Source organism: Streptomyces sp. NRRL S-87 (genome assembly GCF_000719335.1).
Classification (GTDB): domain Bacteria; phylum Actinomycetota; class Actinomycetes; order Streptomycetales; family Streptomycetaceae; genus Streptomyces.
Genome location: NZ_JOGB01000027.1, coordinates 71,189 through 92,244, shown reverse-complemented (window position 1 = coordinate 92,244; position 21,056 = coordinate 71,189). Strand labels below are relative to the sequence as shown.

Annotated in this window: 16 protein-coding genes; 9 read left to right on the top strand and 7 right to left on the bottom strand. The window is 72.1% G+C overall.

From position 1 onward, the window contains the following. Nucleotides 1-5: 5 nt before the first annotated feature. From nuoL to nuoN, 3 genes are read left to right on the top strand one after another with little or no spacing between them, the layout of a single operon-like run. Nucleotides 6-1,946, top strand: coding sequence for an NADH-quinone oxidoreductase subunit L (gene nuoL / locus IF43_RS0118890; protein WP_030201753.1), 1,941 nt, complete (start codon nucleotides 6-8; stop codon nucleotides 1,944-1,946). A 1-nt stretch (nucleotide 1,947) separates the two neighbouring features. Beyond that, nucleotides 1,948-3,519, top strand: a complete 1,572-nt coding sequence (locus tag IF43_RS0118885; protein ID WP_030201750.1) for an NADH-quinone oxidoreductase subunit M — start codon at nucleotides 1,948-1,950, stop codon at nucleotides 3,517-3,519. Between the two features lie 53 nt (nucleotides 3,520-3,572). Then, nucleotides 3,573-5,207, top strand: a complete 1,635-nt coding sequence (gene nuoN, locus IF43_RS0118880) for an NADH-quinone oxidoreductase subunit NuoN (RefSeq protein ID WP_030201748.1) — start codon at nucleotides 3,573-3,575, stop codon at nucleotides 5,205-5,207. 167 nt (nucleotides 5,208-5,374) lie between these two features. Here nuoN and IF43_RS0118875 read toward each other — a convergent pair whose 3' ends face one another. Beyond that, nucleotides 5,375-5,992: a hypothetical protein gene (locus tag IF43_RS0118875; protein WP_063753363.1), complete on the bottom strand. Its 618-nt coding sequence runs from the start codon at nucleotides 5,990-5,992 to the stop codon at nucleotides 5,375-5,377. A gap of 391 nt (nucleotides 5,993-6,383) precedes the next feature. Then, nucleotides 6,384-7,604 carry a fumarylacetoacetase gene (gene fahA, locus IF43_RS0118870; protein WP_030201741.1) on the bottom strand — a complete coding sequence of 407 codons (1,221 nt, stop codon included), beginning with the start codon at nucleotides 7,602-7,604 and terminating at the stop codon, nucleotides 6,384-6,386. A 161-nt stretch (nucleotides 7,605-7,765) separates the two neighbouring features. Here fahA and IF43_RS0118865 point away from each other — a divergent pair, with 161 nt between their 5' ends. Further along, a complete protein-coding gene (locus IF43_RS0118865) occupies nucleotides 7,766-8,572 on the top strand; it encodes an HAD family hydrolase (RefSeq protein WP_030201738.1) in 807 nt (268 codons plus the stop codon). Here the strand turns inward: IF43_RS0118865 and IF43_RS0118860 are convergent, their stop codons facing one another. Next, nucleotides 8,573-10,609, bottom strand: coding sequence for a CocE/NonD family hydrolase (locus IF43_RS0118860; RefSeq protein WP_234332314.1), 2,037 nt, complete (start codon nucleotides 10,607-10,609; stop codon nucleotides 8,573-8,575). It abuts the gene before it with no gap. 178 nt (nucleotides 10,610-10,787) lie between these two features. Between IF43_RS0118860 and IF43_RS0118855 the strand changes: the two genes are divergently transcribed. The 4 genes from IF43_RS0118855 to IF43_RS0118840 all read left to right on the top strand — a co-directional run bounded on the left by IF43_RS0118855 (nucleotide 10,788) and on the right by IF43_RS0118840 (nucleotide 14,067). Continuing rightward, complete coding sequence (locus IF43_RS0118855) at nucleotides 10,788-11,798, top strand: polyprenyl synthetase family protein (protein ID WP_030201733.1); 1,011 nt, start codon at nucleotides 10,788-10,790, stop codon at nucleotides 11,796-11,798. A gap of 205 nt (nucleotides 11,799-12,003) precedes the next feature. Then, nucleotides 12,004-13,338 carry a membrane protein gene (locus tag IF43_RS0118850; RefSeq protein WP_030201732.1) on the top strand — a complete coding sequence of 445 codons (1,335 nt, stop codon included), beginning with the start codon at nucleotides 12,004-12,006 and terminating at the stop codon, nucleotides 13,336-13,338. Between the two features lie 148 nt (nucleotides 13,339-13,486). Beyond that, the gene (locus IF43_RS0118845) at nucleotides 13,487-13,690 is read left to right on the top strand and encodes a hypothetical protein (protein WP_107048526.1); all 204 of its coding nucleotides are present in this window, start codon (nucleotides 13,487-13,489) and stop codon (nucleotides 13,688-13,690) included. After that, on the top strand, nucleotides 13,687-14,067 hold the full coding sequence (locus tag IF43_RS0118840) for a hypothetical protein (protein WP_234332309.1): 381 nt from the start codon (nucleotides 13,687-13,689) through the stop codon (nucleotides 14,065-14,067). Before IF43_RS0118845 ends, IF43_RS0118840 begins: the two co-directional genes overlap by 4 nt. 29 nt (nucleotides 14,068-14,096) lie before the next feature. Here IF43_RS0118840 and IF43_RS0118835 read toward each other — a convergent pair whose 3' ends face one another. Both IF43_RS0118835 and rarD read right to left on the bottom strand, forming a co-directional pair. Next, on the bottom strand, nucleotides 14,097-15,416 hold the full coding sequence (locus IF43_RS0118835; RefSeq protein ID WP_030201723.1) for a M28 family metallopeptidase: 1,320 nt from the start codon (nucleotides 15,414-15,416) through the stop codon (nucleotides 14,097-14,099). Nucleotides 15,417-15,705: 289 nt separating this feature from the next. Beyond that, nucleotides 15,706-16,740, bottom strand: coding sequence for an EamA family transporter RarD (rarD, locus tag IF43_RS0118830; RefSeq protein ID WP_030201720.1), 1,035 nt, complete (start codon nucleotides 16,738-16,740; stop codon nucleotides 15,706-15,708). A 200-nt stretch (nucleotides 16,741-16,940) separates the two neighbouring features. Between rarD and IF43_RS0118825 the strand changes: the two genes are divergently transcribed. Further along, nucleotides 16,941-17,795 carry an NAD(P)H-binding protein gene (locus IF43_RS0118825; protein ID WP_030201717.1) on the top strand — a complete coding sequence of 285 codons (855 nt, stop codon included), beginning with the start codon at nucleotides 16,941-16,943 and terminating at the stop codon, nucleotides 17,793-17,795. 117 nt (nucleotides 17,796-17,912) lie between these two features. On the opposite strand, the gene IF43_RS0118820 is transcribed toward IF43_RS0118825, so the two are convergent. Both IF43_RS0118820 and IF43_RS0118815 read right to left on the bottom strand, forming a co-directional pair. Continuing rightward, nucleotides 17,913-18,995 (bottom strand): 2-oxoacid:ferredoxin oxidoreductase subunit beta, encoded by a 1,083-nt coding sequence (locus tag IF43_RS0118820; protein ID WP_030201714.1) that lies wholly within the window; start codon nucleotides 18,993-18,995, stop codon nucleotides 17,913-17,915. Beyond that, nucleotides 18,988-20,943 (bottom strand): 2-oxoacid:acceptor oxidoreductase subunit alpha, encoded by a 1,956-nt coding sequence (locus IF43_RS0118815; protein WP_030201711.1) that lies wholly within the window; start codon nucleotides 20,941-20,943, stop codon nucleotides 18,988-18,990. The genes IF43_RS0118820 and IF43_RS0118815 overlap by 8 nt, the downstream gene beginning before the upstream one ends. Between the last annotated feature and the right edge of the window lie 113 nt (nucleotides 20,944-21,056).

Genomic DNA, 21,056 nt, shown 5'->3' with positions numbered 1-21,056 from the left:
CAACAGTGGAGAACCTGATTGCGCTGCTGGTAGCGGCGCCCCTGCTCGGAGCGGCGGTGCTGCTCTGCGGCGGCCGCCGGCTCGACCGGGCCGGCCACTGGCTGGGCACCCTGCTCGCGGCCGTCTCGTTCGGCGTCGGACTGGCGCTGTTCGCGGACATGCTGGGCCGCTCCGGCGAGGACCGGACGATGACCCAGCACCTGTACAGCTGGATCGCGGTGGGCGACTTCCGGGCCGACGTCGGCTTCCAGCTCGACCAGCTGTCGATGACCTTCGTCCTGCTGATCACCGGCGTCGGCACGCTCATCCACGTGTACTCGATCGGGTACATGGAGCACGACGAGCGCCGCCGCCGCTTCTTCGGCTACCTCAACCTGTTCCTCGCGGCGATGCTGCTGCTCGTCCTCGCCGACAACTACCTGCTGCTGTACGTCGGCTGGGAGGGCGTGGGCCTCGCCTCGTACCTGCTGATCGGCTTCTGGCAGCACAAGCCCAGCGCGGCCACCGCCGCGAAGAAGGCCTTCCTGGTCAACCGGGTCGGCGACATGGGCCTCTCGATCGCGGTCATGCTGATGTTCACCACCTTCGGCACCTTCGCCTTCGAGCCGGTGCTGAAGGAGGCCGGCGAGGCCACCGAGGGCAAGCTGACGGCCATCGCCCTGATGCTCCTGCTGGCCGCCTGCGGCAAGTCGGCCCAGGTACCGCTGCAGTCCTGGCTCGGCGACGCGATGGAGGGCCCGACCCCGGTCTCGGCCCTCATCCACGCCGCGACGATGGTGACCGCGGGCGTCTACCTGATCGTCCGCTCCGGCGCGATCTTCAACGGGGCTCCCGACGCGCAGCTCGTCACCACCGTGGTCGGCGCCGTCACGCTCCTCTTCGGTGCGATCGTCGGTTGCGCGAAGGACGACATCAAGAAGGCGCTCGCCGGCTCGACCATGTCGCAGATCGGCTACATGGTGCTGGCCGCCGGACTCGGCCCGATCGGCTACGTGTTCGCCATCATGCACCTGGTGACGCACGGCTTCTTCAAGGCCGGGCTGTTCCTCGGCGCGGGCTCCGTCATGCACGGCATGAACGACGAGGTCGACATGCGCAAGTACGGCGGCCTGCGCACGTACATGCCGATCACCTTCGTCACCTTCGGCCTCGGCTACCTCGCCATCATCGGCTTCCCGTTCCTGTCGGGCTTCTTCTCCAAGGACGCCATCATCGAGGCCGCCTTCGCCAAGGGCGGCACCGAGGGCTGGATCCTCGGCGGCGTGACCCTCCTGGGCGCGGCCATCACCGCGTTCTACATGACCCGCGTGATGCTGCTGACGTTCTTCGGCGAGAAGCGCTGGCAGCCGGCCCCCGACGCGGACAAGGCTGCCGGCGTCGAGCCGGCCGCCGAACACCACGCCGGCGAGCTGCCGCACCCGCACGAGTCGCCGAAGGTCATGACGATCCCGATGGTCCTGCTGGCCTTCGGATCCGTCTTCGCGGGCGCGTTCTTCGCGGTCGGCGACCGGTTCCTCACGTGGCTGGAGCCCGTCACCGGGCACGAGCACGGCAACCCGCCGGTCAGCGCGATGACGGTCACGCTCGCGACGATGGTCTGCCTGGTCCTCGGCGTCGCGATCGCCTGGTCGATGTACGGCCGCCGGCCGGTCCCGGTCACCGCCCCGCGCGGCTCGCTGCTCACCCGCGCCGCCCGCCGCGACCTGTTCCAGGACGACTTCAACCACGTCGTGCTGGTGCGCGGCGGCGAGCACCTGACCCGCTCGCTCGTGTACGTCGACCACAGCCTGGTCGACGGGGTCGTCAACACCACGGCCGCCGCGGTCGGCGGCGCCTCCGGCCGGCTGCGCCGGCTGCAGAACGGCTACGCCCGCTCCTACGCGGTCTCGATGTTCGGGGGCGTGGTGGTCCTGATCGCCGCGACCCTGCTGATGAGGGCGGTGTGAAATGAGTTTCCCGCTTCTGACGGCGACGGCCGCGCTCCCCGCGGCCGGCGCGATCCTCACGGCGGCCGTACCGGCGGCCCGCAGGACCGCCGCCAAGTGGCTCGCGCTGCTCTTCTCCCTGGCGACGCTCGCGCTGGCCGCGGTGGTCGCGGTCCGCTTCGAACCGGGCGGCGCGCGCTACCAGCTCACCGAGTCCCACGCCTGGATCGAGGACTTCGGCGTCCGGTACCAACTCGGCGTCGACGGCATCGGGGTGGCGCTGATCGCGCTCACCGCGCTGCTGATCCCGTTCGTGATCGCGGCCGGCTGGCACGACGCCGACCCGCTGGAGACGCAGTCCACCCGCTGGCGGCCGACGCAGGGCTTCTTCGCCCTGATCCTGATGGTCGAGGCGATGGTGATCATCTCCTTCGAGGCCACCGACGTCTTCCTCTTCTACGTCTTCTTCGAAGCCATGCTCATCCCGATGTACTTCCTCATCGGCGGCTTCGGCGACCGCGCGCACAGCGGGACGGACGACAACGCGGCGGCCCAGCGGTCGTACGCGGCGGTCAAGTTCCTGCTCTACAACCTGGTCGGCGGCCTGATCATGCTGGCCGCGGTGATCGGCCTGTACGTGGTCACCCACACCTTCTCCCTCACGGAGATCGCCGACCTGCGCGCCGCCGGCAAGATCGACATGGCTACCAACACCGAGCGGCTGCTGTTCCTCGGCTTCTTCTTCGCCTTCGCGGTGAAGGCCCCCCTGTGGCCGCTGCACACCTGGCTGCCCAACGCGATGGGCGAGGCCACGGCCCCGGTCGCCGTCCTGATCACCGCGGTGGTCGACAAGGTCGGCACCTTCGCGATGCTCCGCTTCTGCCTCCAGCTCTTCCCCGAGGCCAGCAAGTGGGCGACCCCGGTGATCCTGGCGCTCGCCCTGATCAGCATCGTGTACGGCGCGCTCCTCGCGGTCGGGCAGCGCGACATCAAGCGGCTGGTCGCCTACGCGTCGATCTCGCACTTCGGCTTCATCATCCTGGGCATCTTCGCGATGACCACCCAGGGCCAGTCCGGCGCCACGCTCTACATGGTCAACCACGGCCTGTCGACGGCGGCGCTCATGCTGGTGGCCGGCTTCCTGATCTCGCGGCGCGGCTCCCGGCTCATCGCCGACTACGGCGGCGTGCAGAAGGTGGCCCCGGTGCTGGCCGGCACGTTCCTGATCGGTGGTCTGGCGACCCTGTCGCTGCCGGGCCTGGCGCCCTTCGTGAGCGAGTTCCTGGTCCTGGTCGGCACGTTCGCCCGGTATCCGGCGGTCGGCGTGATCGCCACCTTCGGCATCGTGCTCGCGGCGCTGTACACGCTGGTGCTGTACCAGCGCACCATGACCGGTCCGGTCAAGGACGAGGTCCGGGCGATGCCCGACCTGCGCCCGCGCGAACTGCTGGTGGTGGCCCCGCTGATCGCGCTGCTGATCTTCCTGGGCGTCTTCCCGAAGCCGCTCACGGAGATCGTCGACCCGGCCGTCCGCCACACGATGTCCGACGTGCAGCAGCACGACCCCCGGCCCGAGGTGGAGGCGGCCAAGTGAGCACGAGCATGGTGGGCATGGCGGGCATGCTGGACATGGCCGGCAGGGTGGGCATGGCGGGTCATGCGGCCGCGGCCGTCGACCCCGTCGAGCGGATCCCCGCCCCGCACATCGAGTACGCCCAGCTGTCCCCCACTCTGATCGTGGTGGGCGCGGCGGTCATCGGCGTCCTGGTCGAGGCGTTCGTCCCGCGCAAGTACCGCCACTACACGCAGGTGTTCCTGACGATCGCCGCGCTGGCCTCGGCCTTCGCGGCGGTGGTCGGGCTCGCCGCCGCCGGGTACGGCACGACCAAGGCGCACATCGCGGCCATGGGCGCGATCGCCGTGGACGGCCCGGCGCTGTTCCTGCAGGGCACGATCCTGCTGGCCTCGATCGTGGCCGTGTTCACGTTCGCCGAGCGCCGTCTCGATCCGGCCGCGCACGGCAACAAGGTGGACTCCTTCGCCGCCCAGGCGGCCTCGGTCCCGGGCAGCGACAGCGAGAAGGCCGCGGTCCGGGCCGGGTTCACCACCAGCGAGGTCTTCCCGCTGGTCCTGTTCGCGATCGCGGGCATGCTGGTCTTCCCCTCGGCGAACGACCTGCTGACCCTGTTCGTGGCCCTGGAGGTCTTCTCGCTGCCGCTGTACCTGCTGTGCGCCGTGGCCCGCCGCCAGCGGCTCATGTCGCAGGAGGCCGCGGTCAAGTACTTCCTGCTCGGCGCCTTCTCGTCGGCGTTCCTGCTGTTCGGCATCGCCCTGCTGTACGGGTACGCGGGCACCGTCACGTACGCCGGCATCGCCGACGTCGTCGACGGCACGGTGGCGACGATCGACCCGACGCTGGCCGCCACGATGGGCAACGACGCGCTGCTGCTGATCGGCGGTGCGCTGGTGGTGATGGGCCTGCTGTTCAAGGTCGGCGCGGTCCCGTTCCACATGTGGACCCCGGACGTGTACCAGGGCGCCCCGACCCCGGTGACCGGCTTCATGGCCGCCGCCACGAAGGTCGCCGCGTTCGGTGCGCTGCTGCGGCTGCTGTACGTGGTGCTGCCGGGGCTGCGCTGGGACTGGCGGCCGGTGATGTGGGGCGTCGCGATCATCACGATGCTGGCCGGTGCGGTCATCGCGGTCACCCAGACCGACGTCAAGCGCCTGCTGGCCTACTCCTCGATCGCGCACGCCGGGTTCATCCTGGCGGGCGTCATCGCCACGACCCCGGACGGCATCTCCTCGGTGCTGTTCTACCTGGGTGCGTACTCGTTCGTGACGATCGGCGCCTTCGCGGTGGTCACGCTGGTGCGCGACGCGGGCGGCGAGGCCACGCACCTGTCCAAGTGGGCCGGGCTCGGGCGGCGTTCGCCGCTGACGGCGGCGGTCTTCGCGGTCTTCCTGCTGGCCTTCGCGGGCATCCCGCTGACGTCCGGTTTCGCCGGGAAGTTCGCGGTGTTCTCGGCGGCCGCGGAGGGCGGGGCCGGGGTGCTGGTCGTGGTGGGTGTGCTCTCGTCCGCGATCGCCGCGTTCTTCTACATCCGGGTCATCGTGCTGATGTTCTTCAGCGAGCCGAAGGCGGACGGGCCGTCGGTGGCGGTCCCGTCCCCGCTGACGATGACGACGATCGCGGTGGGGGTGGCGGTCACGCTGGTGCTGGGGCTCGCGCCGCAGTACTTCCTGGATCTGGCCAGTCAGGCGAGTGTGTTCGTGCGGTGAGTTTGTTCGTGCGGTGAGTGGGTTCGTGCGGTGAGTGTGTCCGCGCGGTGAGTGGGTGGCGCTGGGAGGTGCAGCGCTGAGCGTGCCGGGGCCCGGTCATCCCGTTGGGGTGGCCGGGCCTCGGTGCGTGGGGGCTGGTGGGTGGGTGGGCTGGGGTGGGTGGGGGCTCAGTGCGGGGTGGTGCTGCCCGGTTTGCAGGCGATCGCTGGGTTCCAGGTCTTGTACATGCCGTCCGGGTTGTCCTTCCACAGCCACACGTGCAGGTCGTAGTGCACCGGCTGGCCGGGCTTGTGGCCGGGCATGGGGCCGTTGAACGGCTGCCCGAAGATCGTGGGGCGGTCCTGCGACGTGGTGAGGTCGCCGTCCTTGTCGGGGACCAGCCACTCGGCGCCGACCAGCTCGCGCTCTCCGGTGCGCGGGTCGTCCTCGTAGAGGAGGGCGGCGGGGCGGCTCGGGTCGGTGGAGCCGATGTTCTCGGGCTTCCAGTAGTGGATGCCCATGGCGCCGCCGCCCTTGGGGTCCGTCATGCAGAAGGTGTCCGGCTGCCAGCCGTCGTTGAGGGCGTAGGGCTCCCAGACGTACCGCTCCGTGGCGGCGTAGGCCTTCGTGAGATCGGCCCAGGCTGCGGGGTCGGGGGGCTCGGAGCCGCCCGGGCCCGCCGCGGCGGCGGGGCCCGCCGTCAGGGCCAGGGATGCGGTGGCCGCGAGGGGGAGCAGGGCGCGGAGGCTGCGGGGGCTGCGGGGGCTGCGGGGGCTGTGGGGGCTGCGGGGCGAACGAGCGGACATGCTTACTCCTCGGGGTCCGCGGTCCTCCTCTGACCGCCACGCAGCAGCATGGCCCGCGGTTCGGTGCGCCGCCACCGGGGGTGGGCCGGCGGGGGGCCTCGGGGGGCCCTCGGGGGGCTCTCGGGGGCGGGCCATCGCGCCGAAGGGTGGGGGCAAGGGGCTTCGCCCTGGCCTGCGGCCACCCCTGGCCCGGGCCTGCCTCCGGTCCAGCCTGCCACCCCTGTCAAGCGCCTCCCCCACACACCACGGGACCCACCAGGCATTGCCAAGGATGTGCCTAGCGGGTCGCACGGGAGGCGTAGGCGCGGACCCGGTGTCCCAGTGGGTGGACGTCCCGCGGCGCGTGGCCGGCCGGGCGGCCCGCCCGCGCCGCGGGGCGTCGGGGAACGGTCTAGCGGGCGGGGGTGATGGTGCCGGTGACCTCGCCGAGGGCGGTGCGGGTGCCGTTCGGGCCCGGGGCCCAGGCGGTGAGGGTGACGGTGTCGCCGTCCTCCAGGAAGGTCCGCTTGCCGTCGGTGAGTTCGAGGGCGTCGCGGCCGTTCCAGGTCAGCTCCAGGAGGGAGCCCCGCTGGGCCGTCTCGGGGCCGCTGACGGTGCCGGAGCCGTAGACGTCGCCGGTGCGCAGGGAGGCGCCGTTGACGGTCATGTGGGCCAGCTGCTGGGCGGCGGTCCAGTACATGGTGGCGAACGGCGGGTGGGCCACCTCCTGGCCGTTGATCGACACCGTGATGTGCAGGTCGTAGCCGGCCGGCTCGGTCTCGGCGTCGTCGAGGTAGGGGAGCAGCGGGAAGTCGCGGGCCGGGGGCGCGATACGGGCGTCCTCCAGGGCGTCCAGCGGGGTGACCCAGGCGGAGACCGAGGTGGCGAAGGACTTGCCGAGGAAGGGGCCGAGCGGCACGTACTCCCAGGCCTGGATGTCGCGCGCGGACCAGTCGTTGAGGAGGAAGAGGCCGAAGACGTGCTCGCGGAAGTCGGCCAGGGCGACGGGCTCGCCGAGTGCGGAGGGGGTGCCGACGACGAAGCCGACCTCGGCCTCGATGTCGAGCTTGACCGACGGGCCGAAGACGGGGGCCGGGTCGGTGGGGGCCTTGCGCTGGCCGGAGGGGCGGACGACGTCGGTGCCGGAGACGACGAGGGTGCCGGAGCGGCCGTGGTAACCGATCGGCAGGTGCTTCCAGTTGGGGGTGAGCGCGTCGCCGTCGGGGCGGAACATGCGGCCCACGTTGGTGGCGTGGTGCTCGCTCGCGTAGAAGTCGACGTAGTCGGCGACCTCGTACGGCAGGTGCATCGTGACGGAGGCGAGGGGGTGCAGGAGCGGCTCGACGGCCTCGCGGTGCTGCGGGTCGGTGACCGCGGAGGTCAGGGTGCGGCGCACCTCGGTCCACACGGTGCGGCCGGCGGCGAGCAGCGGGTTGAGCACGGGCCGGTCGAGCAGGTCGGCGTGCGCGGAGCGCAGGGCGCGGGCTGCCGCCGCCGCGTCGAGGACGTGGTCGCCGAGGCGGACGCCGATGCGGCGGGTGGAGCCGTCGCCGGTGGAGAACACGCCGTAGGGCAGATTGTGCGGACCGAAGGGGTCGCCCTCGGGCAGGTCGAGGGGGCTCTGCTCGGGCATGGGGTGCTGCCTCGCTTTCCGCGCGGTCCGGGGGTGTCCCGGCGTATCACAGTGCGGAGCACACGTTACGTGGGGGACGGGCGGGGCGGGAGGCCGGATTCGGTGTCTCTTTATATGACTTGTCCATAAGGGTCCCGGTAAAGATCCGTATCCTTGACGCCGTGACTTCGGCCCTCCCGTACGCCCTGATCGCCACGGACCTCGACGGCACGCTGCTGCGCGCCGGAGACACCGTCTCACCCCGCTCGTACGCGTCGCTCGCGCGGGCGCGCGCCGCGGGCGCGCGGCACGTGGTCGTCACCGGACGCCCGGTCCCGCAGGTCCGGCACGTGCTCGACGGGCTGGGCTACGCGGGGCTCGCGGTGTGCGGGCAGGGGGCGCAGCTGTACGACGCGGCGGAGGGGCGGATGCTCAGCTCGACGGCCCTGGACCGGGAGCTGGCGGAGGTCGCGCTCGGCAAGATCGAGGCGGAGATCGGCGAGGTCTACGCGGCGGTCGACCGGGACGGGGTCGACGGCGCGATGGTGATGGCGCCGGGCTACCGGATGCAGCACCCGCACCTGCCGGTGGTCCGCGCCCGGGGGCGGGCGGAACTGTGGGCCGAGCCGATCCTCAAGGTGCTGCTGCAGCACCCGCGCCTGGACGACGACGAGCTCACGCGGGTGGCCCGGGAGGTGGTCGGGCACCTGGTGAACGTCACCATGGCGGGGGAGCACACCGTGGAGCTGCAGCCGCCGGGCGTGACCAAGGCGAGCGGGCTCTCCCTGGTCGCGGGGGCGCTCGGGCTGTCGCCGTCCTCGACGATCGCCTTCGGTGACATGCCGAACGACATCCCGATGTTCGCCTGGTCGGGCCACGGCGTCGCCATGGCCAACGCCCACCCCGAACTCCGCGCCGTCGCCGACGAGATCACCCTGTCGAACGAGGCGGACGGCATCGCGGTGGTGCTGGAGAGGCTGTACGCCTAGCTAGCCGGCATCGCGGGGGAGGCGGCGTTCCCAGGTGCGGTGGAAGAGCACCTCCTCGCCCTCCCGGCAGACGACCTCGTTCGAGACGGTGAACGCGGACGAGTCGCAGGACGTGGACGAGCGGGTCTCGATCCGGACGTCCCACGCCTCTTCCGGTCGGTGCAGGCGGATGCGCCACTCGGAGGCGGCACGGGCGGAGAGCGCGTCCGCCGACCGGATCTCGTACACGTCCCGGGCGTCCTCCGTGTACTCCAGCCCGTCCGGGTACGCCCGCGTCCCGGAGGGCGGGGCCACCTCCAGCCGCCAGGACCCGGCGGCCACGTCGCGGACCACGAGCCGCTCGGGCCGCGGCTCGTCGAAGGTCTCGGGGACGGCGACGCCGAGCGGCGGAGCCTGCTCCGGGGGCTCGAAGGCCACCCGGTCCGCCGTGGGGGCCCGTACCGGCAGCGTCAGGGCGCTGGCGGCCGGCCGCACCGTCCAGCCGGCCTCCGATCCCGGCCGGGGCCAGATCCAGGGCCAGTACGCGGAGGACAGCGCGAGCCGGATGCGGTGCCCGGGCGGGAACCGGTACCCGACGGCGTCCAGCTCGAAGGACACGTCCCCCGCCGCCCCGGGGGGCCAGGCCACGGACCGGTCCTGCCCCTCGCGCGCCCCCAGGTTCAGCGCCCCGCGCGCCACCAGCGTCGAGGCCCCGTCGGGCGCGACGTCGCACAGCCGGGCGACGACCTGCCCGTGCGGTACGTCCATCCGCAGCCGGAGCCGGACCGCCGGCGACCCGAGCACCTCGACCGGGGCGGCCCCCACCGCGAACTCGAAGCAGGCCGACTTCGCGTCCTCCTCCCGCTGGTCGGGCGGCAGGTCGGCGGCGCCGCCGCAGGGGCGGAAGCGCCCCGCGTCCAGCCCGGTGTGCTGCGGCGAGGCGACCGCCACCTCCTCGCCCTGGAGGCCGTACACCACGGGGGTGACGTGTGGCGAGGGCCAGGCCGGGTCGCCCACCCAGCGGCCCTCGCTCCGCTCGTACGTGGTGGCCGGCGGCCGGGACGCGCCGATCCACGACCGCAGCAGCGGCTCGGCCATGACGCCGGTGTCCGCGTCCTTGAGCCAGTGGTCCCACCAGCGCAGGGTCTCCTGGAGGAAGCCGATCGCCGGGCCCGGCGGCCGGTCCCCGTCGGGGTACTGGTGCGACCAGGGGCCGACGATCCCGCGCACCCGGTCCGGCGGCAGGGCGGCGACCAGCCGCAGCACGGTGTCCCGGCACGGGTCGTGCCAGCCGCCCACCGCGAGGACCGCGGCGCCCGCGGCGAGGGCCGGGTAGGCCTCCCGGAGGCTGCCGTGCCGCCAGTACGCGTCCCGGGTCTGGTGCGCCAGCCAGCGGTGGGCCGGCGGCTCCACGGACTCCAGCCGGTCCAGCCACTGCTCCCGCCAGCCCTCGCCCGCGTACGCGGGGTCCGGGGGCCGGCAGGCGGCGGCCAGCAGGGCGGCGGCGCGGGCGTGCGCGCCCACGCCCAGTACGGAGCCGCCGAGGTGGTGCGCGTCGCCGTCGTACCGGTCGTCCGCCGCGCCGACCGCCACCACCGCCTTCAGCGGCTCCGGCCCGAGCGCGGCGATGCGCAGCGCGTTTCCGCCGCCGCGGCCGATCCCGAACATCCCGACCCGGCCGTCGCACCAGGGCCGGGCCGCCAGCCACTCGACCACCGCGACCCCGTCGGCCAGCTCCCGCGCGTCGTGCACGTCGCCCGGGTGGCCGCCGCTGTTGCCGTGACCGCGCACGTCCACCCGTACGGACGCGTAGCCGTGACCCGCGTACCAGGGGTGCCTCTGCCGGTCCCGCGGGCCGCTGCGGTCGGTCAGGCGGTCCGGGGCGTACTCCAGGAGGGCGGGCACCGGCCGGTCGGTCAGCGGGCGCCAGATCCGGGCGTACAGTTCCACCCCGCGACCGGTGCCGCCGGCCCGGGAGGCGCCCCCGTCCACGGGGATCCGGACGTCCTCGTGCACGGTCTCGTACGGGAACACGGTGCGGATCGTCGTTCTGGACAAAAATCGCTCCCCGCTGGTGATCGACTTAAAACGAACATACCGGGGCTCTTCGGGCGGTGCGTCCGCGCTGGCGTCCGGGCCCTCTCGGTGATCGAAAATGGACCGGATACGCTGACTTGAGTGAAGGCAGCGACACATCGACAATCCGTGTGATCGTCAGCAGACAGGAGTACCCCTCGTGACCGTCGTCGGGCCGTTCGGACTGAGCGTGCGGGACCAGGCTCTTGAGAGCGACGTCCAGGCCGGCCTGGCCGCCGTCGAGGAGGGTCTGCTCGAAGCCTGCAAGAGCGAGGTCCCCTTCATCACCGAGGCCGCCCAGCACCTCGTGCGCGCGGGCGGCAAGCGCTTCCGCCCCCTGCTGGTGCTCCTCGCGTCGCGCTTCGGCGACCCGTACGCGCCCAAGATCGTGCCCTCCGCCGTCGTGGTGGAGCTCACGCACCTGGCGACGCTGTACCACGACGACGTCATGGACGAGGCCGAGGTCCGCCGCGGCGTGCCCAGCGCGAACACCCGCTGGGGCAACTCCGTCGCCGTCCTCACGGGTGACTTCCTCTTCGCCCGCGCCTCCCACATCCTGGCGGACCTCGGCCCCGAGGCCGTGCGCATCCAGGCCGAGGCCTTCGAGCGGCTGGTCACCGGCCAGATCCTGGAGACCGCGGGACCGCGCGACGGTCGGGACCCGGTCGAGCACTACCTGGAGGTCATGGCGGGCAAGACCGGCTCGCTGGTGGCCGTCTCCTGCCGGTTCGGCGCGATGATGTCCGGCGCCGACGAGCGGACCGTCGACATCCTCACCCAGTACGGCGAGCGGCTCGGCCTGGCCTTCCAGCTGGCCGACGACGTCCTCGACGTGGCCTCGGACTCCCACGAGTCGGGCAAGACCCCCGGCACCGACCTGCGCGAGGGCATCCCGACCCTGCCCGTGCTGCTGCTGCGCGAGCTGGCCGAGCGCGACGCCGAGGCCGACGACCTCGACCTGGTCGCCCTGCTCGACGGCGACCTCACCGACGACGCCCGGCACGCCGAGGCGCTGGCCCGGCTGCGCGTCCACCCGGCGCTGGAGCAGGCCCGCCGCGTCACCGTGCGGTACGCGGAGGAGGCCCGGGCGCTGCTCGCCCCGCTGCCCGAGTGCTTCGCGAAGTCCGCGCTGGAGGAGCTGTGCGACGCGGTGGTCCACCGCGCGGGCTGAGCCTCCCCACGACGTACGCCGGCCTCCTCCGTCCCCTACGGGACGGGGGAGGCCGATCCGTTTTGTGTCATACCTGCGTCGTACGCGGAGTTGAATCCACGGGCTGACGCCCCGGAGCCTGCCGTTTGGTCAGATTGATGCACGGTCCCCCACCACATCGGGTGACGCGACGGGGACACAACGGGTGACACGGAGGCAGGACGACATGGCACCGAACGCAAGCGGTACTCCCGAGGGCACGCCGGCCGACGACGCCGCGGAGCTCCGCCCGAGCCGCCGCAAGGCCGCCCGCTACGCCGTACCGGTCGCGGTGGCGGGCGTGGCCGCCGCCACGATCGGCCTGGTCCCCGCCCTGGCGGCGAACGGCAGCCCCGACCTGCCGAAGATCTCGGCGCAGGAGCTCCTGGAGAAGATCGCCGCCTCGGACACGGAGCAGCTGTCCGGCACCGCCAAGGTGAGCGTGGACCTCGGGCTGCCGTCCTTCACGGACGGTCTGCTCGGCGGCGCCCTGGCCGGCGCGACGGGCGGCGGGGGCAAGGGGTCGGCCTCCGCCGACCCGCAGAGCAAGCTGACCCGGCTGGCGTCCGGCACGCACACCTTCAAGGTCGCGGCCGACGGCCCGGACCGGCAGAAGCTGACGCTGGTCGAGGGCAAGGAGGAGTACAGCCTGATCCACGACGGCAAGGACGTCTGGGGCTTCGACAGCGCCTCGAACCAGGTCTTCCACGAGACCGCCGACGAGGCCGGCGCCGGCAGGGACGGCAAGGGGCGCGCCCACCGGGGCGACCACGCGCCGGCCACGCCGAAGGAGTTCGCGCAGGAGGTGCTCAAGGCCGCCGGGCCGACCACCGACGTGCGGGTCGGCGACACCGCGCAGGTCGCGGGCCGGGACGCGTACGTGCTGGTCCTCGAGCCCAAGCAGAGCGGCTCCACGATCGACTCCATCAAGATCGCGGTGGATGCGAAGACTTCCACCCCGCTGCGCGTGCAGGCGCTCTCCAGCGAGGGTGGCAAGCCCATCGTCGAGGCCGGGTTCACGAAGGTGTCCTTCGGCAAGCCGTCCGCCGACGAGTTCGACTTCACCCCGCCGCCCGGCGCGAAGGTGACCGAGGGCAAGGACGCCGGGAAGGAGTTCGGCGGCCCGGACGGCAAGGGCGGCAAGGACTGGGGCAAGGGCTGGGACGAGGGCCGGGACAACCCGTTCAAGGGCCTGGACATGCTGCCCGGCCTGGGTGACCTGACCGGCGGGGCGAAGGGCGGGGACGCCACCACCCGCACCATCGGCGAGGGCTGGGCCACGATCACCGAGATCACCGTCCCGGGCGGCAAGGGCCTGGGCACCGCCAAGGGCGACAAGAACGTGCCGAAGGAGGCGCAGGGCTTCCTCGACTCGATCGGCGACAAGGTCTCGGGGAAGTTCGGTCAGGGCAGGGTCTTCTCCACCCGCGTCATCAACGTCCTGATGACGGACGACGGCAAGGTCTACGTGGGCGCGGTCACGAAGGACGCGCTCGTGAAGGCGGCCGACGCGGCGAACTAGCGGCCGACGCGGCGAACCGGCGGGCCGACGCGGCGAACCGGCCGTAGGCCCGGCGTCGGGCTGAGGGGCGGTCCGGGACGTGTGTCCTGGACCGCCCCTTCACCCGTTCCGGTGTTCCGTGCGCGCGGGCGGCGGTACCGTGTGCGGCATGTCGAGACACGTCACCATCCGCCTGGACGAGGAGTTCCACGAGCGCCTCAAGGCGCGCGCGGCGGCCCTGGGGACGACCGTCACCGCCCTGATCACCGAGGTGACCGAGCGCGAACTGGACCAGGACCGGCGCGACTTCCTCGCCGGTATCGAGGAGTTCGCCGTCCACTGGGGCTACTTCCAGGAGCGCTTCGGGACATGATGAAGATCACCGAGGAGTGGGCCTGGACCGCGCTGGCCCACCATCTGCCGTCCGATCCCGCGGTCTGGGACCCGTCCGGGATCGTGGCCGCCGTGGCGCGCCACCAGAGCGACCTGGTGCTGCTCCCGGACGCGCCCGCCCCGGACATCGCGTGGCGGGCCGCCGCCTTCCTGCACACCCTCGCCGTCTGCCCGGCGCTGGAGTCGCCGATGAACGAGTTCTACGCCGCTGCCGCCACCCGCTCGTACCTGCGGGTGGCGGGAGCGAAGCAGCTGCCCTCTCCGGAGCTCCTCGGGGACCTCGTCGAGGCGGCCAAGCTCGGCAACGCCGACACCGCCTCGATCGCCGGGGAGCTCCGGGCCGTCATGGGCGCGTAGGCCCGGTCGGGTCCTGGGGGCCGTCGGAGCTAGAAGGTCAGCTTCCAGCTGTTGATGTAGCCGGTGTCCTGCGCGGCCACGTCCTGCACCTTCAGCTTCCAGATCCCGTTCGCGACCTCGCTGGAGGCGTCGACGGTGTACGTCGCCACCACGTTGTCGGCCGAGTCGTTCGAGGAGGAGTTCTTCAGCCGGTACGCGGTCCCGTCCGGCGCCACCAGGTCGACGACCAGGTCGCCGCGCCAGGTGTGGACGATGTTGACGTCCACCTTCAGGGTCGAGGGCGCGTTGCCCGCGACGCCCGAGACGGTGATCGGCGAGGTCACGGCCGCGCCGGGGGAGTCCGGGACGGCCACGTCGGTGGTGTTCTCGAACGACGGGCCCGGCGGGACGGTCGTACCGGCGCCCAGGGTCCAGATCGCGTAGGCGATGGCGTCGCTGTTGCGGTCCAGGGCGGTGTCGTTGATGTTCGCCGAGGTGTCGCAGGAGGAGTGGTAGCAGCGGTCGAAGGCCTGGCCGGCCGTGCCGCCCCACTTCTGGGCCTGCGCCGAGGTCTTGGTGTAGTCGGCGCCGGAGAACAGGCCGCCGACCGGGATGCCCACGTTCTTGAACGGAGCGTGGTCCGAGCGGCCGTCGCCCTCGGTCTCGATCTCGGTCGGGATGCTCAGGGTGGCGAAGTAGTCCTTGAAGACCTTCTCCAGGGCGGGGTCGTCGTCGTAGACGAAGTAGCCCGGGTTCGGCGAGCCGATCATGTCGAAGTTGAGGTAGCCGGAGATCTTGGCGCGCTCGGCGCTCGGCAGGTTGTTCACGTAGTACTTCGACCCGATCAGGCCCAGCTCCTCCGCTCCCCACCAGCCGAAGCGCAGGTGCTTGGTGGGCTGGAGCCCGGCGCGGGAGACGGCCAGCGCGCTCTCCAGGACGGCCGCCGAGCCGGAGCCGTTGTCGTTGATACCGGGGCCGGAGGTCACCGAGTCGAGGTGGGAGCCCGCCATCAGGACGGAGTTGGGGTCGCCGCCGGGCCAGTCGGCGATCAGGTTGTAGCCGGTGGCGCCGCTGGAGGTGAAGGTCTGCAGCGTGGTCGTGAAGCCGGCGGCGTCCAGCTTGCCCTTCACGTAGTCGATCGAGGCCTTGTAGCCGGTGCGGCCGTGGGCCCGGTTGCCGCCGTTGGCCGTGGCGATGGACTGCAGCTGGGACAGGTGCGCCTTGACGTTGGCGAGCGGGATGTCCGGCGGGGTGGGCGCGGCGGCCGCGGACGCGGGGACGGCGAGCGCGGCGGGCGCGGTGGCGGCGAGCAGGCCGGCGACCGTGAGCACGGTCGTGGCGGCCAGCCGCCGTGAGGCGGAGAGGCTCATGTGGGGGCTCCGAAGTGATTCCGTACAGGGACAGGACGGAACGTGCGTGATCAGTGCGAGACGAGCTGGCGGAGCTGTTCTTGCTGACGGCGCGGTGGAGCGTGGAGCGTGGAACGGCACGGCTGGGGATCGGCGCGGGGTCGTGGAGCGTTCGCGCTGCTGTGCGAGCCGATGGTCAGCGAGGGCCTGACTCTGCGTCAAGAGCGCAATTCGGTCAGAGCCGTTCGACATACGGACGAGCGCTCGTAACCTGGGCGGTTACGAGCGCTCGTCCTGGGATGCTCGAGGGTTACGCGTGTTCCGCGCGAGGCGCGGGGGCCGTTCCGGGTGCGGGCGCGGGGACGGCCGGCCGGGCCGGGGCGGGCCTGGCCGCCCGGTCGGAGGGCGCGGACCGGGCGGCGAGGTCGGCCGTGCGCAGCACCTCCTGGGCCCGGGCCCGGGACCGGCGGGAGGTGCGCAGCGCGTCCCACGTCAGCAGGACGAGGGCTGCCCACACGAGACCGAAGCCGGCCCACCGCTCGGGCGGCATCGCCTCGTGGAAGTACAGGACGCCGAGCGAGAACTGGAAGACCGGCGCGAGGTACTGGAGCAGCCCCAGCGTGGACAGCGGCACCCGGATCGCGGCGGCCCCGAAAAAGATCAGCGGGATGGCGGTGACGACACCGGTGGAGGCCAGCAGGGCCGCGTGCCCGGGCCCGCCGGAGGCGAAGGAGGAGTGGCCGGTGGAGCCCAGCCACAGCAGGTAGCCGAGGGCGGGCAGGAACTGGACCGCGGTCTCGGCGGCCAGCGACTCGAGCCCGCCGAGGCCCACCTTCTTCTTGATCAGGCCGTAGGTCGCGAACGAGAAGGCGAGGGTCAGCGCGATCCAGGGCGCCCGCCCGTATCCGATCGCGAGCACGAGCACCGCGGCGGCGCCGATGCCGACGGCCGCCCACTGGGCGGGCCGCAGCCGCTCGCCGAGCAGCAGGACGCCCATGGCGATGCTGACCAGCGGGTTGGTGAAGTAGCCGAGCGAGGCCTCGACCACGTGCCCGTTGTTGACCGCCCAGATGTACAGGCCCCAGTTGACGGTGATGACGGCGGCCGCCGCGGCCAGGAGCGCGAGCCGGCGCGGCTGGCGCAGCAGCTCGGAGATCCACCCCCAGCGGCGTATCGCCAGCAGGCCCAGGGCCACCACGGCCAGGGACCACACCATCCGGTGCGCCAGGATCTCCACCGACCCGGCCGGCTGCAGCAGCGGCCAGTAGAGCGGGACCAGTCCCCACATCCCGTACGCGCCGAAGCCGTAGAGCAACCCCGCGCGCCGCTCGCTGCCTGTCTCCACGGATCCTCCTGACCGCCGTACGCCGACCTCACGACGGTAGCTTCAGGACACCTCTCGTGTCATGTCCGTTGACGCGTGATGCTCCTGACTGTCCGCGGAGGCTCCCTGGTACTCCCGGGGCGTGGAGGCACTCAAGGCACTTTCCAAAAGTTAGCGCTTTCTGTAAGGTAGTGCTCATCCGCTACCGAAGGAGTCCCGCCATGAGCATCGTCGTCACCGGAGCCACCGGAGCCCTCGGCCGCCTGGTCATCGAGGAGCTGCTCGCCCGCGTCCCCGCCGCCGAGGTCGTCGCCGTGGTCCGCGACGAGCGCAAGGGCGCCGAGCTGGCCGCGCGCGGTGTCGAGCTGCGGATCGCCGACTACGACGACCCCGAGAGCCTCGCCGCGGCCTTCCGCGCCGGCGACCGCGTCCTGCTGATCTCGGGCAACGAGGTCGGCCGCCGGGTGCCGCAGCACACCGCCGTGATCTCGGCGGCCAAGGCGGCGGGCGTGGCCCAGCTCGCCTACACGGGCATCCTCGGCGGTCCCGACGCGGACTTCGACCTGGCCGCGGAGCACAAGGTCACCGAGCAGGCCGTCCTGGACTCCGGCCTGCCGTACACCTTCCTGCGCAACGGCTGGTACCACGAGAACTACACGGGCAACCTGGCGGGCGTCCTCGCGCACGGCGCGGTCGTGGGCAGCGCGGGCGGGGGCCGGATCGCCTCCGCCGCCCGCGCGGACTACGCGGCGGCCGCGGCCGCCGTCCTGACCGGGGACGGGCACCTGAACGCGGTGTACGAGCTCAGCGGCGACCACGCCTGGAGCCTGGCGGAGTACGCGGCCGAGGTGGCGGCGCAGACCGGCAAGGACATCGCGCACGCCGACGTGCCGGCCGGGGACCACCTGGAGATCCTCAAGGGTGCGGGCGTGCCCGAGGGCTTCGCCGCGATCCTGGTGGACGTGGACGCCGCCATCGCCCGGGGCCGCCTCGCCGGCACCACCGGCGACCTGGCCCGCCTGATCGGCCGCCCGACCACCCCGGTCGCCACGGCCATCGCCGCCGCGCTGGCCTGAGCACCGCCCCGCCGCTGCGTGGAACGCCCCGGCGGCGGCGCCGACGACGAGGCCCGGACCCCGGCACCCCCAGGTGCCGGGATCCGGGCCCGTGCGCGTCCGGCGGCCCGCGGCGTACTAGCCGACGACCGTCCAGGTGTCGTTGCCGGCGAGCAGGGCGGACAGGTCGCCCTTGCCCCTCTGCTCGACGGCCGCGTCCAGCTGGTCCGCCATGAGCGTGTCGTACACCGGCCGCTCGACGCTGCGGAAGACGCCGATGGGCGTCTGGTGCAGCGTGTCGGGGTCGGCCAGGCGGGAGAGCGCGAAGGCCGTGGTGGGCGAGTCCGCGTGGGCGTCGTGCACCAGGATGCGGCCCTCGTTCTCGGGCGTGACCTCGACGACCTTGAGGTCGCCGGTGGCGGGGTCGCGGACGACGCCGTTGCGCAGGTCGGTGCCGAAACGGATCGGCTGCCCGTGCTCCAGGCGGATCACGGCCTCCTGGGCCTGGTCCTTGTCCTTGAGGACCTCGAAGGCGCCGTCGTTGAAGATGTTGCAGTTCTGGTAGATCTCCACCAGCGCGGTGCCGTCGTGCCCGGCCGCCTGGCGCAGCACCTCGGTGAGGTGCTTGCGGTCGGAGTCGACCGTGCGGGCCACGAACGACGCCTCGGCGCCGAGCGCCAGCGAGACGGGGTTGAACGGGGCGTCCAGAGAGCCCATCGGCGTCGACTTGGTGATCTTGCCGAGCTCCGAGGTGGGGGAGTACTGGCCCTTGGTGAGTCCGTAGATCCGGTTGTTGAAGAGCAGGATCTTGAGGTTGACGTTGCGGCGCAGCGCGTGGATGAGGTGGTTGCCGCCGATGGAGAGGGCGTCGCCGTCACCGGTGACGACCCAGACCGACAGGTCGCGGCGGGAGGTGGCCAGACCGGTGGCGATGGCCGGGGCGCGGCCGTGGATGGAGTGCATCCCGTAGGTGTTCATGTAGTACGGGAAACGGGAGGAGCAGCCGATGCCCGAGACGAAGACGATGTTCTCCTTCGCCAGGCCGAGCTCGGGCATGAAGCCCTGGACGGCGGCGAGGACCGCGTAGTCGCCGCAGCCCGGGCACCAGCGCACTTCCTGGTCGGACTTGTAGTCCTTCGCGGACTGGGGTCCGTCGGCCTTCGGGACGAGGGAGAGCAGGGAGCGGGGCGCCGGTTCCGTACGAGCCGTCGTCTCAGTCATTGGTGGCCTCCTTGAGGGCCTTGGCGAGCTGCTCGGCCTTGAAGGGCATGCCGTTGACCTGGTTGTACGACCGGGCGTCGACCAGGTACTTCGCGCGCAGCAGCATCGCGAGCTGCCCGAGGTTCATCTCCGGCACCACTACCTTCTCGTAACGCTCCAGGACCTCACCCAGATTCCGCGGGAAGGGGTTGAGGTGGCGCAGGTGGGCCTGCGCGATGGGGGTGCCGGCCAGGCGCAGGCGGCGGACGGCGGCGGTGATCGGCCCGTAGGTGGAGCCCCAGCCGAGGACGAGGGTGCGGGCGCCGTCCGGGTCGTCGACGGTCAGGTCGGGGACCTCGATGCCGTCGGTCTTGGCCTGGCGGGTGCGGACCATGAAGTCGTGGTTGGCCGGGTCGTAGGAGATGTTCCCCGTGCCGTCCTGCTTCTCGATGCCGCCGATCCGGTGCTCCAGCCCCGGCGTGCCCGGCACCGCCCAGGGGCGGGCCAGGGTCTGCGGGTCGCGCTTGTACGGCCAGAAGACCTCGGTGCCGTCGGCCAGGGTGTGGTTCGGGCCGCTGGCGAACTGCGTGCGCAGGTCGGGCAGCTCGTCGGGGTCGGGGATCCGCCACGGCTCGGAGCCGTTGGCCAGGTATCCGTCCGAGAGCAGGAACACCGGAGTGCGGTACGTCAGCGCGATCCGGGCCGCGTCCAGGGCGGCGTCGAAGCAGTCCGCCGGCGTCTTCGGCGCGACGATCGGCACCGGGGCCTCGCCGTTGCGCCCGTACATCGCCTGCAGCAGGTCGGCCTGCTCGGTCTTGGTCGGCAGGCCGGTCGAGGGGCCGCCGCGCTGGATGTCCACGACCAGCAGGGGGAGCTCCAGGGAGACCGCCAGGCCGATGGTCTCCGACTTCAGGGCCACGCCCGGGCCGGAGGTGGTGGTGACGGCCAGCGCGCCGCCGAAGGCCGCGCCCAGGGCGGCGCCGATGCCGGCGATCTCGTCCTCGGCCTGGAACGTGCGCACGCCGAAGTTCTTGTGCTTCGAGAGCTCGTGCAGGATGTCGGAGGCCGGGGTGATCGGGTAGGAGCCCAGGTAGAGGGGCAGGTCCGCCTGCCGGGCCGCCGCGATCAGGCCGTACGACAGGGCCAGGTTCCCCGAGATGTTGCGGTAGGTGCCCGCGGGGAAGGCCTTCGTCGCGGGGGCGACCTCGTAGGAGACGGCGAAGTCCTCGGTCGTCTCGCCGAAGTTCCAGCCGGCCCGGAAGGCGGCCACGTTCGCCTCGGCGATGTCGGGCTTCTTCGCGAACTTCTGGCGCAGGAACGCCTCGGTGCCCTCGGTCGGCCGGTGGTACATCCACGACAGCAGGCCCAGCGCGAACATGTTCTTGCTGCGCTCGGCCTCCTTGCGGGACAGGCCGAACTCCTTCAGCGCCTCGACCGTGAGCGTGGTCAGCGGTACGGGGTGCACGGAGTAGCCGTCGAGCGAGCCGTCCTCCAGCGGCGAGGTCTCGTAGCCGACCTTCGCCATCGGGCGCTTGGTGAACTCGTCGGTGTTGACGATGATCTCCGCGCCGCGCGGGACGTCCCCGATGTTGGCCTTCAGGGCCGCCGGGTTCATCGCCACCAGCACGTTCGGCGCGTCACCCGGAGTGAGGATGTCGTGGTCGGCGAAGTGCAGCTGGAACGAGGAGACGCCCGGCAGGGTGCCTGCGGGGGCACGGATCTCGGCGGGGAAGTTCGGCAGGGTGGAGAGGTCGTTGCCGAACGACGCCGTCTCCGAGGTGAAACGGTCACCCGTCAGCTGCATGCCGTCACCGGAGTCACCCGCGAAGCGGATGATCACACGGTCGAGCCTGCGGACTTCCTTCTCACCCTTCGCGCCGGCGGCGTCCGCGGGCGTGCGCTGTTCGCCGACGACGGCCTCCTCGGCGCCGTCGGCCTGCTCGGCAGGGCTACTGACCTGGCTGGTCACTGAACTGGACCTCCTTCGAGGCGTGCGCGTCCCAAGGCCAACCCTACGTCGGTAAGGGTGCCCTTCCTCGGGCCTCTCACATGCTGGACGCAAAAGTGAGACGGGCCCCGCTG

Coding starts and splice junctions, on each gene's coding strand:
- IF43_RS0118885 (WP_030201750.1), top strand. CDS start 1,948: ATGAGTTTCCCGCTTCTGACGGCGACGGCCGCGCTCCCCGCGGCCGGC.
- nuoN (WP_030201748.1), top strand. CDS start 3,573: ATGGCGGGTCATGCGGCCGCGGCCGTCGACCCCGTCGAGCGGATCCCC.
- IF43_RS0118875 (WP_063753363.1), bottom strand. CDS start 5,992: ATGTCCGCTCGTTCGCCCCGCAGCCCCCACAGCCCCCGCAGCCCCCGC.
- fahA (WP_030201741.1), bottom strand. CDS start 7,604: ATGCCCGAGCAGAGCCCCCTCGACCTGCCCGAGGGCGACCCCTTCGGT.
- IF43_RS0118850 (WP_030201732.1), top strand. CDS start 12,004: ATGGCACCGAACGCAAGCGGTACTCCCGAGGGCACGCCGGCCGACGAC.
- IF43_RS0118845 (WP_107048526.1), top strand. CDS start 13,487: ATGTCGAGACACGTCACCATCCGCCTGGACGAGGAGTTCCACGAGCGC.
- IF43_RS0118840 (WP_234332309.1), top strand. CDS start 13,687: ATGATGAAGATCACCGAGGAGTGGGCCTGGACCGCGCTGGCCCACCAT.
- IF43_RS0118835 (WP_030201723.1), bottom strand. CDS start 15,416: ATGAGCCTCTCCGCCTCACGGCGGCTGGCCGCCACGACCGTGCTCACG.
- IF43_RS0118825 (WP_030201717.1), top strand. CDS start 16,941: ATGAGCATCGTCGTCACCGGAGCCACCGGAGCCCTCGGCCGCCTGGTC.
- IF43_RS0118820 (WP_030201714.1), bottom strand. CDS start 18,995: ATGACTGAGACGACGGCTCGTACGGAACCGGCGCCCCGCTCCCTGCTC.